The 13,140-nt window shown below is 63.9% G+C and carries 13 protein-coding genes; 3 read left to right on the top strand and 10 right to left on the bottom strand.

Annotated features, from left to right (window positions below; genetic code table 11):
• Nucleotides 1-13 precede the first annotated feature (13 nt).
• Complete coding sequence (locus tag KW836_RS17885; protein ID WP_218344317.1) at nt 14-757, bottom strand: DUF899 domain-containing protein; 744 nt, start codon at nt 755-757, stop codon at nt 14-16.
• A 204-nt stretch (nt 758-961) separates the two neighbouring features.
• Nucleotides 962-1,861 (bottom strand): LysR family transcriptional regulator, encoded by a 900-nt coding sequence (locus KW836_RS17880; RefSeq protein WP_218344207.1) that lies wholly within the window; start codon nt 1,859-1,861, stop codon nt 962-964.
• Nucleotides 1,862-1,973: 112 nt separating this feature from the next.
• Between KW836_RS17880 and KW836_RS17875 the strand changes: the two genes are divergently transcribed.
• A complete protein-coding gene (locus KW836_RS17875) occupies nt 1,974-3,002 on the top strand; it encodes an NADP-dependent oxidoreductase (RefSeq protein ID WP_218344206.1) in 1,029 nt (342 codons plus the stop codon).
• A 28-nt stretch (nt 3,003-3,030) separates the two neighbouring features.
• Here KW836_RS17875 and KW836_RS17870 read toward each other — a convergent pair whose 3' ends face one another.
• Nucleotides 3,031-3,453 (bottom strand): hypothetical protein, encoded by a 423-nt coding sequence (locus KW836_RS17870; RefSeq protein WP_218344205.1) that lies wholly within the window; start codon nt 3,451-3,453, stop codon nt 3,031-3,033.
• Nucleotides 3,454-3,498: 45 nt separating this feature from the next.
• Nucleotides 3,499-5,391, bottom strand: coding sequence for a DUF4157 domain-containing protein (locus tag KW836_RS17865; RefSeq protein WP_218344204.1), 1,893 nt, complete (start codon nt 5,389-5,391; stop codon nt 3,499-3,501).
• A gap of 167 nt (nt 5,392-5,558) precedes the next feature.
• Here KW836_RS17865 and KW836_RS17860 point away from each other — a divergent pair, with 167 nt between their 5' ends.
• Together KW836_RS17860 and KW836_RS17855 are read left to right on the top strand one after the other, a co-directional pair.
• Nucleotides 5,559-6,167: a hypothetical protein gene (locus tag KW836_RS17860; RefSeq protein WP_218344203.1), complete on the top strand. Its 609-nt coding sequence runs from the start codon at nt 5,559-5,561 to the stop codon at nt 6,165-6,167.
• Nucleotides 6,168-6,306: 139 nt separating this feature from the next.
• A complete protein-coding gene (locus KW836_RS17855) occupies nt 6,307-6,519 on the top strand; it encodes a hypothetical protein (protein WP_175121166.1) in 213 nt (70 codons plus the stop codon).
• A 551-nt stretch (nt 6,520-7,070) separates the two neighbouring features.
• Here the strand turns inward: KW836_RS17855 and KW836_RS17850 are convergent.
• The 6 genes from KW836_RS17850 to KW836_RS17825 all read right to left on the bottom strand — a co-directional run bounded on the left by KW836_RS17850 (nt 7,071) and on the right by KW836_RS17825 (nt 13,103).
• The gene (locus tag KW836_RS17850; RefSeq protein WP_218344202.1) at nt 7,071-7,403 is read right to left on the bottom strand and encodes a hypothetical protein; all 333 of its coding nucleotides are present in this window, start codon (nt 7,401-7,403) and stop codon (nt 7,071-7,073) included.
• A 38-nt stretch (nt 7,404-7,441) separates the two neighbouring features.
• Nucleotides 7,442-7,996: an SMI1/KNR4 family protein gene (locus KW836_RS17845; protein ID WP_218344201.1), complete on the bottom strand. Its 555-nt coding sequence runs from the start codon at nt 7,994-7,996 to the stop codon at nt 7,442-7,444.
• Nucleotides 7,997-8,020: 24 nt separating this feature from the next.
• On the bottom strand, nt 8,021-8,869 hold the full coding sequence (locus KW836_RS17840; protein WP_175183749.1) for an SAM-dependent methyltransferase: 849 nt from the start codon (nt 8,867-8,869) through the stop codon (nt 8,021-8,023).
• Nucleotides 8,870-8,998: 129 nt separating this feature from the next.
• Nucleotides 8,999-10,168, bottom strand: coding sequence for a CMD domain protein (locus KW836_RS17835; protein WP_218344200.1), 1,170 nt, complete (start codon nt 10,166-10,168; stop codon nt 8,999-9,001).
• A 24-nt stretch (nt 10,169-10,192) separates the two neighbouring features.
• On the bottom strand, nt 10,193-11,527 hold the full coding sequence (locus KW836_RS17830) for an acyl-CoA thioesterase/bile acid-CoA:amino acid N-acyltransferase family protein (RefSeq protein WP_218344199.1): 1,335 nt from the start codon (nt 11,525-11,527) through the stop codon (nt 10,193-10,195).
• Between the two features lie 4 nt (nt 11,528-11,531).
• Nucleotides 11,532-13,103, bottom strand: a complete 1,572-nt coding sequence (locus tag KW836_RS17825; RefSeq protein WP_175136203.1) for an ABC transporter substrate-binding protein — start codon at nt 13,101-13,103, stop codon at nt 11,532-11,534.
• Nucleotides 13,104-13,140 lie beyond the last annotated feature (37 nt).

Below are 13,140 nucleotides of genomic sequence, written 5' to 3'. Positions count from 1 at the left end.
CTGCGACGCCTTCCTACTTCGGATCGCAGTGATTCCGGAACGCCTTCTCGCCCGCGTCGGACACCTCGACCCACTTCTGATCCGGCGGCGCATCCTGCACATAGCTGTCGTGCCAGTTCCACCACTTGTACGGCTGCGTCTGCGGATAGCCCGCGGGGGAATCTTCCCAGGTCTCCTGCCGTCCCAGCGGCGTGATGTCCAAGTAGTTCCACGTGCCGCCCATCTGCTCGTCGCCACGGTTGTTCAGGAAGTAAGTGCGATAAATGCGGTCGCCGTCGCGAAAGAACACGTTGGTGCCGTGCCATTCGTCCACGCCGAAGTCCGCATCGAAGCTGTCGGTCAGCGTGAACCACGGCATCGTCCAGCCCATGCGCGCCTTCAGCCGTTCAATGTCCGCCTGCGGCGCGCGGGACACGAAGACCAGCGTCGTGTCGCGGGCGTTCAGGTGTGCCAGATGCGCAACCTGGTCCGCGACCATCGAACAGCCTCGGCACGCGTGGTCCGGCCAGCCGAATACGCCCGGCTCGTGAAACGCGCGGTAGACGATGAGTTGCCGGCGGCCGTCGAACAGGTCGCGCAGCGTGACCTTGCCGGACGGGCCATCAAAGACGTATTCCTTGTCCACCGCCGTCCAGGGCATGCGGCGGCGCTCGGCAGCCAGCGCGTCGCGGGCGCGGGTGTGGGCCTTTTCCTTGATGAGCAGTTGTTGGCGGGCGGCTTCCCAGTCTTCAGCGGATACGACCGGGGGCGTCTGCATGGCGGCGTGGGCGCCGTTGCCTGCGGATGCTGGGGGTGTGGTCATGGGGTGATCCTCCTGGTGTCTGTAGTTCCCGTGCGCCCTGTTCGGGCGGGGGGAATGGGAACAGTGTGGCACCGGGAGGGGCGGGACAGGAGTAACAAATCTGGCGCGAAACTGCGCCAGACGCGTGGCGCCCGATGTGCGCGATCCGTTCGTTCTGCGTCAGGCGGTGATGAGCGCCGCCTCCCGCGGCATGGCCTGTGCGGTCCACCCCCGCAGGCTTTCGCGCAACAGCGACACGGCGGCCTGGCCGCTTTCGTTCAGACGATGCGCCGCGTACAGGCCAAATTGCGCGCTCAGCGGCAACGCGCCTTCATCGCCGATGGAAATCACGCGCATGGTGTCGGGCCGCAGACACTCGGTCGTCAACAAGGCCACGCCCAGGCCGTTCTCGACAGCCGCGATCGTGGCGCCCACGTTGTGACTGGTCAGCGACACCCGAAAATCCCGCCCCGACGCCGTCAGCGCATCAAACGCCAGCCGGCGCCAGGAGCACGGTTCGGCATAGACGATCACGTCCAGCGGCTGGTCCGGGTCCAGGGTTTCGTCGATGCCGCAAACCCAATGCAGATCCACGGTCCAGGACTCGATGGGTTCATCGACAAAGCCGACGCAAGCGCCCACGGCCACGTCCAGCGTGCCGTCCTGCCAACGCGCGGCAAGCCGCTCGCCGTCGTCGATGACAACGTCCAGATGCAGATTGGGACACGCGCGCCGCAGGCGGCCCAGCGCCGCCGGCAAGGCGGCCACCGCCACGTCCTCGGACAGCCCGATGCGAACGCTGCCGGCCACCGCGCGCTCGCGCAGCCGCGCTGCGGCCGCCTCGCCCAGCGCGAGAATGCGGTTGGCGTAACTGAGCAGCACCTCGCCCTCGGTGGTGGGCGCCATGCCGCGGCCGGTGCGATGCAGCAGCCGCTTGCCCACCATTTCCTCCAGACGGCGGATCTGCGTACTGAGCGCCGATTGCGCGCGGCCGGATTGGTCCGCTGCGCGGCTCAGGCTGCCGTAGCGGCAGACGGCGACAAAGGTGCGGAGCAGGGCAGGGTCGAAATCGGCTGACATTATCAATACCTGAAATCTGGTTTACGAGATATCAGTCTAGCTGTAACCCTGGCGCGTGCCTAGGATGACCCTTGTCGCGAAATGTCCGACTCAACTCAAGGAACCATCCACCATGACACACCCCCAAAACCTGCGCGTCGTCCTCGCCTCCCGGCCCGTCGGCCGCCCCAAAGCCACCGATTTCCGCGTCGAACGTGTGCCTGTTCCGGAACCGGCCGACGGTCAGGTGCTGCTGGAAGTTCAGACCCTGTCGCTGGATCCCTACATGCGCTGGCGCGTCAGCGACGAAAAATCCTACGCTACGCCCATGGAAATCGGCGATGTGATGGTCGGCGGCACGGTTGCCCGTGTTCATACGTCGCGCCATCCCGACTGGCGCGAAGGCGACATCGTCCTGTCGTCTGCCGGTTGGCAACGCTACGCGCTGTCCGACGGTACCGGCCTGCGCCGGCTCGATCCCGCGAACGCGCCGCCCTCGACCGCGCTCGGCGTGCTGGGCATGCCGGGTCTGACGGCCTATGTCGGGCTGCTGAACATCGGCCAGCCCAAGCCAGGTGAAACCGTCGTCGTCGCAGCCGCGAGCGGCGCGGTGGGTTCCGTCGTCGGCCAGATTGCACGCATCAAGGGCGCGCGCGTCGTGGGCATCGCGGGCGGGCCGGAGAAGTGCGCCTTTGTGAAGGAAGAGCTGGGCTTTGACGTGGTCGTGGACCACCATGCGCCGGACTTTGCGCAGAAGCTGGCCGAAGCCTGCCCCGACGGCATCGACGTGTACTTTGAGAACGTCAGCGGCCATGTGTGGGACGCCGTGCTGCCGCTGCTGAACGACTTTGCCCGCGTGCCGGTGTGCGGCCTGATCGCCAACTACAACGACGGCCCCGCCGACCGGAGCGGTCCCGACCGCCTGCCCGCCACCATGCGCGAGATCCTTTCACGGCGTATCACCATGAAGGGGTTCATCGTGTTCGATTTCCCGAAGGAACAGGAAGACGAGTTCCTGAACGTGGCCGGGCAGTGGATCCGCGAGGGCAAGCTGCGGTGGCGCGAGGATGTGGTCGAGGGCCTTGAGAATGCGCCCGAAGCGCTGATCGGTCTGCTCGAAGGCAAGAACTTCGGGAAGCTGGTGGTGCGGGTGGGGGACTGACGCACCGGCGGTCTGGCGTTCAGGCGGCCTATTGGCCGATCGTGCGCGCCTTGCTGCGCCGCGCCTTCGGCTTGGGCGCCACCCCCAGGCGCGGATCGCGCGCCACGGCCAATGCCGCCAGCGTTGCCGCAGTCGATTCGAAGGACTCGCTCGACTGCGGCAAGTACAGCCACTTTCCCAGCACGGGATGCGGCAAGAGGTCGGGAATGTCCGCCAGCAGCGCCGCATGACGTTCCTGCGACGTGCAGACCATAACCCCGTTCCATGGGTCGTCCCGATCGGCCACGATCAGATACAGCAAGCCGTCCAGGTACGCGGCGTCGGCGCCGAACATCTTGCGATGCGTGTAGTTTGCGTCGCGTTCCAGCGGCTCAAGTATCCACAGCAGCGAATTGGATTTTGCAGCACGCTGTTTGCGAGGTGGGGCGAAGGGATCGGGCGAGTTGCGCATGGATCAGAAGCGGTCGGACAGGGCACAGCGACTATGCCACAGCGGCTACTGCTCGAACAACGGCGCCAGTGGCAAAAGCGGCCCATACTTCTTCAGCTTTTCCCACTCCTTGGCCGCCTGGCGCAGTTCCTCGTTCTTGCGCGCCTCCTCCAGGATTTCGTCGATTCGCGGCGCCAGTGCGACGGACAGGTCGATGATGTCGTTGGCGGTGTAGCCACGCTCCCAGCGTGCGCGTAACGTCACGTCATCACCCTTGGCCCGCATGGCACGCGTCCCTTCTTTCAGTAGGGCCTTGCGCTGATCCGCATTGAGCCGCTCGGCAAACGAGATGCCCGCCACCAGGCCCTGGACCACGCCTTTTTCCCGATACCCGGTGGTAGCCGCCACCTCGCTCGCGACGCTGCGGCTGATGACCCTGGGCGCCAGGTTGTCGCGGATCCAGCTTCGGCTTAACCGCAGCAATCCAGCGCTAAGGCCGTGGCCGAAGCCCGTGCGCATCCCTTCCGCGCGCGCCGCTTCCTGCGCCTCGGCGTAGGTCATCGCAAATTGCACCATCAGCATGATCGCGTCCTGCGGGCCGGGCATCAGGAAGTCGGCCACCCAGCCGGCGGCGCTGCCGATCTTGCTCAACGCTGAGGCCGCGCGGCCTTGGACTTTCAGGACCGATCCGGCTTCTTCGGCCAGGGCGGCGGTGGTGGCGGCGGGCGCGGACGCAGCTTTCTTGCCGAAGCGTTGTTCAAATTCCTCCATCCGAGGCGGGCCGGCGGGGACCTTGGGCTGTTCGCCGGGCACCCGGGGTTTGGTGGCGGGTTGTTCGACGGGGAGTTGGGGCAGGGACCCTCTTGGCCGGGGGCGTCCCACGTTATCCGGGTGCTGAACGAACTTTTCGTCGGGTAGCCCGGCTCGCACGGCGGGGTCGCGCATGGTCGATAAGGATCGATAGTGACCCGTACCATCGTTCCAGGTCTTGACCTTGCCGCTCTCGAAATCCACTTGGCCCGCCCAGTTGACGCGTTCGCCGCGCGCCGCTTCGGTGTGACCATATCCGCCGCCGACCGTCCTCTTCGATTTGACGGCGAAGATCTCGCCGTCTTTCACTACAAAGTCATAGTTGCCGCGCGCCGTGCGGACGTACTTTGGGCCGACCTCCTTCCATGTGCCGTTGACGTTCCTGAGGCGGACGACTTCGCCTGACGATCCCGGCGCCGGCAGATCCCTGGGCAGATTGCCATAGGTCGGACCGCTTGCGTCGCGCTGAAGAAGACGGGCGTCGTGCGTGCTCATCGACGATTGCTGAACCACGTGCGCCAGCTCATGCGCCAGCAGCGCTCGGCCTGCGGTCGTGCCCGGCGCGTACTGACCCGCGTTCAGAACGATGTGATGGCCGACTGTATAGGCGCGGGCTTCAACGGCCCTTGCAGAATCAGTCGCCAGCGCATCGGAATGCAGCTGGACGTGGCTGAAGTCGCGCTGGAAACGAAACTCCATGAAGGCGCGGGTATGGGCGTCGAGGGGACGGCCTTGCATGGATAGCACGTCGCGCAGGCCGGGAACGTCATCGAGCGATGCGGCGTTGTGCGGGTCAGCCGGCCGCAAAAGCGGAGGCGGTGGAACCGGTGTGGGTTGCAAGGTGGACGGCACGGCGCCGTGCGCCTGATCGTCTTGAGACTGCGGCATGCGCATCACGTGTTCGGACATGCGATGCGCTTCCTGCTCTGACGCGTCGCCGGGATAGCTGATCGCAATGCGCGTGCCAGGGGGATGCACGGATATCGCGGAGACCGCATGAACCGGACGCCACCGCTGAAGTTTCGTATCGCGCGCAGCCTCATCTGGCGGCGTGCGCGACGCTGCACGCTTATCCGCCGCGTCCCGTTTGCGGCTCGCGGCCGGCACTTTGTGAACCGCCGCCTTGGGCTTTTGCACGAAAGCGCGCATGGATTCGCTCCGTTCGTTCCGGCGATTATTGTCCTCCTTTGCGGGGCGGCTGAATACAGGCGGGTTTGGTCCGGCACCTATTTCTGTAATACTCCGGCATCACCGTTTCAGTACGCGCTCGTCATTAACTGACATCGCCAAACCCTCACGGCTTTCGGATTCCGCCCATGTCTGAACACCATCAATTCATCTTCCCCCGCGACTTCCATCTGCCGCCGCCCAATTGGCCCGCGTTGGAAGCGCGGCTGCTGGAAGGGGGTTATGTCCTGCCGGCGCATGGCGACACCATTCCCTACCGCGCCAACAACGACGACGGTTTCGACGGAGATGACGCGTCATGGCGCAGCGTCCAATACTGCCTCGGCCCGGCGGCCAGACCCTACCTGAGCGATGCTGTCAAAGAGGATTACGACGCCGATCCCAGACACTTTCCGCTCATGTTGCTGGCCTTCGATGGGCCGAATCCCCGCGTCATGGTCGGCGAAAATCTTTTCGCGCCGAGCGTGCCGGGATCGAACGAACCCGCCATGCCGATGCCCGCCGAGTCGCACATCGACTTCATCGGCGAAGCCTACGAGAACCCGGCCGTCCAATGGCAATGCGAGGAAAGCGGACGCAGTTATCGCATCCTTGAACTCGATTGGCATTACAGCCTGGCGATGGGATTCCGGATGGTGCAATGCGAAGGACTGGATCGCGAGAGTGCGGAAGGATTGGCGGGCTTGATCGGCGAACTGACGGGTCAGGTCATGGGCTGCAGCCATCGGCATCTATGACTGCGCAGGGGCGTGGACAATCGTCAGCCTACAGCCAGAGACAATTCGAAACGCCGCAGCGCGCCTGCCGACACATCTTCGCCCCTGCACAATGGCATCCTATGTGTGACGAATGCCAGACCCATTCCCAAGGAGCGATATGTCGATTCAAACGTTAAGCCGCTACGGTGTTGTGTTGTTTCTTGCCGCCATGAGTTCGGGCTGCTCGGTCGTGGGCGAGTGCGGATTGCTTCGCAGCAGCTGCGGCTATGAAGGCCAGTACGAGTCGGGCGAGGAAGATTACGCGGAAGACGAAGCCAAACGGTTGAATAAACAGTCTTCCGATCGGTTGCGTCGAAGCTCCGGAGACTGATGCGGCCCGCGGCTTGTCTGAATTGGTGAAGGCGTCCTGATCCCGCCGCGGTGCAGCTGCGCGGGTACTTGAACGCGACGCGGCCGGGATCGTCGAATACCTGACGCCTCGCCCCGATAGAATGCCCAGCGCCCGGTCAGCGCGGTGCTGGGCAGAATTTCAAAATGCTCTCATTCCGAATTACGCGCTCGGCGTTTTAACTACCGAAGCCGATCATTCATCACGGCCAGTCAGCCAAGTTTCCCAAAAGATTCGAAGTAGTCTTATTTCCGTAATGATTGCCGCGGTGGTTTCATACGCCTGCAGCATGCGATGTGCTGCAGGTGGAAACGCTGATAAATCCATATTCCGTTCCTAGCGAGCGCTCGCTGTAGAACGGCAGCTTCAGATCTCATGATGGTCTGCGGCGAGTAATCTGGATAAAGCAGCGGCGGCTAAATGGCGTTAAAAGTTGGGGCATAGGTAGGGTGACGCAGTTAGCCGATGCCTGGGGCCGTGGCGCAAGTCACGGCCTTTCTTTTGCATCCTCTCAATCTTGAACCCGGTGGCATTCATGCAAGCGGAAACTGCTTCCGAGCTCGCGAAAGGAAGGCTGCCCGAAGTCCGAGCACCGCAGGCAGGACAACAATTGCGAGCCAGCCTGCGATCGACGCCGCCCATGCCCAACGATATTTCCAGGAGATGAATTCCGGTACGCCGTTGTCGTCAAACCACGGGTCAAGTGATATCACTATCAATCCCATGGCATAGCAAAGTACCAATGCCAAGAAAGTAACGGTAAGCGCAGGCGGCGCTCTTTTGACCGAGCGTCCCTTCACCACACAAGCCAGCCAGATCGTCAGGACGCCCACGAATACAAGGGGAAAAATAAGGATCATCAGCATTTCGCGCGCTCTGTCTCGTCGGGGCTCATAGATACTGCTTAATACTCCCCCAGAAACTCCTCCGGATCGGCTTCGATCTCGGCAATCGACCCCATCAATAGCGCCTCAAAGCTCGGCGCCACCCAGGTGATCTGGTCCGGGTCATGGGTGAAGGCGATGATCTGCCCCGGTGTGCCAGCCTCGGTGGGCGAGTGGTCGATCATCAGCAGCAGTGTTGCGCCGCCGAAACTGGCGAAGGGCAGCCAGCCCTGGTGAAACCAGCCGTCCCTGATGCGCGCATCTCGCGGCTCCGGTTCAGCGTATCCGACATATCGCGATGCTCGATCCGCCATACGCGCTCGTGCCGCAATCGCCTTTTCCAACGGCAGAAAATCATAAGCCGTCAGATAGCCCGGCTGCATGAACACCGGCTCATCGCGCTCGGCCCCGTTGGCACAAAGCCAGGCTTGCCGGGCGTCCGCAGCGATAAGGAAGTCAAGTTCCGCCTCTACCGCTTCCAGGACCGATTCCGCCGCGCCCGGGTTGAGGGTTAGCGCGTGACCGTGCGCGTCGCATACCGCTCGAACCCGATCAAGGTATTGAGAAAAATTCATCGCCGCTGGTGGTCCTTTTGCGTGTTACGCAGCTTGCGGCAAGAAAAATCGATCTTTCAGTTCCTGGAGGCCGATCCTGTCCAACATCTCGGTCAACCGCTCAGCCGGCTTACGAGTCGGCAGATTCTTGTGTTGCGCAATGATCAGCTCATTCTTCATCGAGTGTTCCCAGCCCACCAGTTCAGTCACGCTGACCTGATACCCATGGGCTTCGAGCTGCAGGCACCGCAGCACATTCGTAATCTGGCTACCGAACTCCCGCGTGTGCAGCGGATGCCGCCAGATCTCGGCCAGCGGATCGGCCAGCGCTTTTGCCTTGTTTTTCCGCAGCACCGAAGCCACTTCTGCCTGGCAGCACGGCACGACCACGATGTATTTGGCTTTCTTCTCCAACGCAAAATGAATTGCGTCGTCGGTGGCGGTATTGCAGGCGTGCAGGGCAGTGACCACGTCGATCGATGCGGGAAGCTTGTTCGAGGTGATGGATTCCGCAACCGAGAGGTTCAGAAACGACATGCCGCCAAAGCCCAGCCGCTTGGCCAGTTCCTCCGACGACTTCACCAGTTCTTCCCGCGTTTCGATGCCGAAGATGTGCGAGCCGTTCTTCAGCGCCTCGGGCTGATCCTTGAAGAACAGGTCGTACAGGATGAAACCGAGATACGACTTGCCCGCGCCGTGGTCGGCCAGTGTGACGGCGCCGCGTTGCGCTTGGACGTCCTTGAGCAGCGGCTCGATGAACTGGAACAGGTGGTAGACCTGCTTGAGCTTGCGGCGGCTGTCCTGGTTCATCTTGCCGTCGCGGGTCAGGATGTGCAGAGCCTTGAGCAGTTCGATCGACTGGCCGGGGCGGATGTCGTGGGTTTTTTCGGACATGGGGAAAGGCAAAGCGCCCCGCTGGGGCGGGGCGCGTAGAGGTGCGGAAAGAGGCATTTTACCCCTCTGCGTGTTTGACTCCGGCTCTTCCTGAGCGCCGGCGCCAGACACGCAGGTCAAAGCAGCGCCTCAGACCGTCACGAGGACAGGCTCACCCAGATTCAGCATCAACCGATTCGCCCACGCAAAGATCGCGTCCGAATGCAGCAGATCCAGGATCTCGCCTTCATTCAATCCAACGTCCTTCAGCGCCTGGATGCTGGCCGCGTTCACGTCAGCCTGCGCTTCGGTGATTTGAATCGAGAACTTGCCAACAGCCTGTTCACGCTTCGTCGTGCCAGCCGTGATCGGATCCTCGAACACCTGCCCAATCACGTCATTGCGCTTGGCCAGTTGCTCGAACCGCTGCGCATGCACCGACGCGCAGTACACGCAGCCGTTGACGCGCGACACGACGGTGGCGCCCAGTTCGCGTTCGGCGCGCGACATGCCGCCCGGGGCGTACATGATGGCGTTGAAGGCCGTGGAGCGTTGGCGCAGGATTTCCGGCTGGTGGACCAGGAACAGGTAGTAGTCCGAGACCTTGGCCTTGGGGTGGCTTTCTTCCAGGACGGCGATCTGTTCGGGCGTGGCGGTGTCGACATTCACGACGTCGAGCCAGGCCTTCCACTCCAGGACTTCGTTCGTGAAACCGTGGGCCTTGATGACGTCGCCGGGTTCGGTGTTGCCGGGGTTGATGACGGCAGTCGCTTCCGCGGCAGCAGATCCGGCGCCTTGACCTTCAGCGGCCTTCATCGCCACCAACCCCGCCACCAGACGCGTCTGATACGACAGGAAGGCGATCAGCTGCGACAAGGTGACGACAGCGGGGGTCGAAACCCCCGCCGCCGGCAGCGTCTTCAGCGCCGCCTCGTCGCCTTCGACAGGCTTTTCAATCAGCTTGCGCGTGAATTCCAGCACGGCGGCCAGTTGCGGGTTGGCGGCGTCGGCCGGCTTGCCCGATTCGGCGACGGCGATGTCCGCTGCCGCGGCGCCAGCTTCCACGGCGCGGGCGCGATAGTGCGCAGCCAGCAGCGGCGACGGCGTGATGCGCGTGGCATACAGCGCGACCAGCAGCCGGTCGGCGAGCGACAGGCCGGGCAGGGCTGGGTCGAACAGGGCGTCGTAGCTGCCTTGCGTAGCGGCGGCGACCTTGTCGCGCTTGTGGCGCACGTCAAAGGTCTGGCTGCCGGGCGTCAGGCCCACGAGCTGGTCGACGAGGTCTTTGTTGATGTCGTAGACGATGGGTTGTTGTGCCATTGACGAATTCTCCTAAAGTTTCTTTCAGCCGGCGTTGCGCTTGTCGACCGCAGTCGCAGCCGCCGCACCCTTGGCCTTCACCGCCGCATCCAGGAACGACGTCACGCCTTCCCAGGATTCCTGATCGGCGCGGGCGTTGTCCTTGGGGTTGCCGCCGCTGGTGCTGATCTTGCCCGACACCGGGTGGGCGTACACAAGCTGCGTGGTGGGCACGTAGGGGAACAGGATCGAGTGGCCGCCGTTCTCGTAATCCAGCCACTTGACCGGGTACGGGTGCTGCACCTCGACCAGCTTGTCCTGCACCATCTTCGAATACAGGCTGGACGGCCACGAGCCGTCGTCGGTGCCGGACAGCAGCATGACCGGGCCTTCGATGTCTTCCACGCGGATGCGGGCGCGGGCGACGGCGTCGGGGTCTTGCAGCGCGGTCAGGATGGCCTTTTCGTGGCGATGCGGCGCGGGGCCTTCATCGAACGGGGCCCACGTGGCGGTACGGTTGTTTTCCCAGACGTGGGGAATGGGCTTGCCGCCCAGCAGCCACGTCGGGCCTTCGCGGCCGATCTTGGGGTCGCAGGCGTTCTGGCCGCTGTGCACGACAGCGCCGGGTACGTAGGCCACGACCGCCGACACTTCCTTGGGGAAGGTGGCGCCCAACAGCAGCACCAGTTCGCCGCCGCGCGACTGGCCGCTGATGGCGACGAAGTCGTGCTTGGGCTGGACCTTTTTGCGCAGCCAGCGCAGTCCGGTCTGGAAGTATTCGAGCGGGGTGTTGGAAATGTAGTCCGACAGGCCCGGCGCCTTGAAGTACGCCAGCGCAAAGGCGGCGTAGCCGCGCGAGGCGTACAGGGCGGCGCGCGGTTCATTGATGCCGCCGCCGGACCCGTTCAGGATCATGACGGCGGGATGCGATCCCGGCGCGCTGCCGGCGGGCAGGTACAGGGTGCCGACCAGACCTTCCTCGCGGACCTCGACGCGCGTGACGCCGTCGGACGCCAGACGTTGCGTGAAGCTGGCGCGCGCTTCGGCGCCTTCCACGCGAGCCACCACGTCGGTGACCAACGCGTCGGTCACCGGGTGGTTGAAGTATTCACGGCTCTTGCCGTCCTCGGGGGACTGCGCCCAGGTCAGCCCCATCGGGGACAAGCCGGTGTAGTCGCCGGAAACGGGCGCTTCGCGGGTCAGGTCGACCACGCCGTCCTCGCCCGCCGTGTAGGCGGCCTGGGCTTGCCAGACCACGCCGTTGCGGCGGGTGAGGGCGGTGATCTCGACGGTCGCGCCGGGCGCCACGTGTTCGACGCGGATCTGGCGCGGGACGTCGATGAGGGCGTCCGCGGGGGTGATGGTCAGGGTCGGCGCCATGGCTTTACTTGTCCGAGACCTTGGTGACCATCATGGCGGCCGTGCGGTCGCTGGTCATCGGCGTGACCTTCAGGCCCTTCTTGGTTGCCCAGATGTTCTTGTAGTGGAACAGCGGGATGATGCCGACGTCATCGGACACGAGCTTGACCGAGTCGCGCAGGATGGCTTCACGCTTGGCCACGTCGAATTCCGAGGTGGATTGCTCCAGCGCGGTGTCGACCTTGGCGTTGCTGTAGTGGCCCCAGTTGGACGCGCCCAGGCCCTTCTTGGCGTCGACCGTGGCCAGGATGTTGACCAGCGCGTAGCTGGCTTCACCCGTGCCGTTGCCCCACGCCAGCATGCTGACGGCGAATTCGTTCTTGTTGGCGCGGCCCGAGTACACAGCCCACGGCACGACTTCCACTTGCGTCTTCACGCCCACGCGGGTCCAAAACTGCGCGACCGCCTGGGCCGTTTCCGGGCCTTGCGGATAGCGGTCGTTGGGGACGTGCATGGTCAGCTTGAAGCCGTCCGGGAAGCCCGCTTCAGCCAGCAGCTTCTTGGCTTGGGCGACATCGTTCGGGATGTCCTTGATTTCGGGGTTGTAGCCGAAGGTGCCCTTGGGCATCCACTGGTTGGCTTCGGTGGCGGCGCCTTGCAGGATGCGGTCGGCGATGGCCTTGCGATTGATGGCCAGGTTCAGCGCCTGGCGTACGCGCACGTCCAGGAGCGGGTTCTTGTCCAGCGGCTTGCCGTTGTTGTCGGTGATGTACTGGTTGGGCGCGGGGTTGAAGCTGGGTTGCAGCAGCATGACGCGCAGGCCGTCGTACGGGTAGACCGAGATGTTCGAGGCCTTTTGCAGCTTGGCCAGGTCGGACACCGAGACCTTGTCGATCACGTCCACGTCGCCGGCCAAGAGGGCGGCGGTGCGGGCGGCGGCGTTGTTGATGTAGCGGTAGTTGACCTTTTCCCAGATCTGCTTGTCGCCCCAGTAGGCGTCGTTGCGTTCCATCAGGACACGGTCGCCGGGGGTGTACGAGACGAACTTGTAGGGGCCGGTGCCGACCATGGCCTTGCCCGAGTTGTAGTCTTCGGTCGACGACTTTTCGCCGACGTGCTTGCTGACGACGTGGATGGACGCCAGGTTCAGGGGCAGGTCGGGGTTCGGGGCCTTGGTCTTGACGATGAGCGTCAGCGGGTCCTTGGCGGTCATCGTGTCGATGGTGCGCAGGTAGCCGGCGTAGGTGGCGACGCTGCCGGGCACGCCGCGGGCGCGGGTGTAGGAGTAGATCAGGTCGTCGGCCGTGAACGGCGTGCCGTCCTGCCACTTGACGCCTTCACGCAGCTTGAATTCCCAGGTGGTGTTGTCCAGCGGCTTCCAGCTCACGGCCAGGCCCGGCTGCAGCTTGTTCCACTTGTTCTCGATCAGGAGGTCCCAGAAGTGCAGGGCCACCGAGCGGTCGCCGGCGTGGTTGTTCAACTGCGGGTCCAGCGACGACAGCGGGTCGGCAAAACCGATCGACAGGTTGTCGGCGGAGGCCGCGGCCGAGGCGCCCAGGATGGCGGCGGTGAGGGTCGAGAGAATCAGGCGTTTCATTGTCCGGGATCCTTGGTAGAGGGGGAACGGAGTGGGT

The sequence above is a fragment of the Achromobacter sp. ACM05 genome (genome assembly GCF_019218915.1).
In the GTDB taxonomy this organism is placed as follows: Bacteria; Pseudomonadota; Gammaproteobacteria; order Burkholderiales; family Burkholderiaceae_B; genus Achromobacter; species Achromobacter animicus.
Note: the sequence above shows the minus strand (reverse complement) of the source record. Positions and strands in the feature narration are given on the sequence as shown.